This is a genomic window from Arthrobacter sp. 01T414 (genome assembly GCF_056398965.1).
The window spans coordinates 1-547 of record NZ_JBFTQK010000011.1 but is presented as its reverse complement, the minus strand read 5'-3'; the positions used below and the strand labels follow the sequence as shown (position 1 = coordinate 547).

Genomic DNA, 547 nt, shown 5'->3' with positions numbered 1-547 from the left:
TCGGGCTCCCGGGAGCCCGACGCCGGGACGCACGCGACGGCAGGGAACGAACGCGCATGAACGACAACGGACCGCTGCTAGCCCCGGCGCGCATGCTGAGTCTCAGGCCGGGCCGATCGCCGTCGGCTCGCACTGTGACCCACTTCATACGCGCCCTACCCGGAGCTATTGGGCTCTATAGGCCCGCTGCGGCGGTAGGGATCCGCGAGATTCCGGGGGATTATGACCCGCAGAGGCACCCGCGGGGGTCGATTTGTTCCGGGTCGGGTTGGTGTGTAGAGTAGTTCGAGTCGCCGCCGCTGAAGCGGAAAGCTAGCGACCGACCCCCTTGTTGAACGGCCTGAAAATGGTGCGGATTTCCGTGCTGGTTTTTTGGGTGGGGACCCTTCCATTGCTTGGAATTCGGCGGATACGCCGGTTTGCAAAGCGGTTGGTGATCGGGTAAGTTTGAAAAGTTGCTCCGGAGCGATCCTGGACCGTTTGGTTTGGGTGGTGCCGGGTGTGTCTGTTGTTTGAGAACTCAATAGTGTGCCAAGTTTGTTGATAC

At 61.2% G+C, this 547-nt stretch carries 1 protein-coding gene; it reads right to left on the bottom strand.

Going from position 1 to position 547, the window contains the following annotated elements; all coding sequences use genetic code 11:
- Positions 1-312: 312 nt before the first annotated feature.
- Positions 313-547: hypothetical protein (locus AC1DK9_RS16530; RefSeq protein ID WP_476916631.1), on the bottom strand; the 235-nt coding region annotated here is incomplete at its 5' end.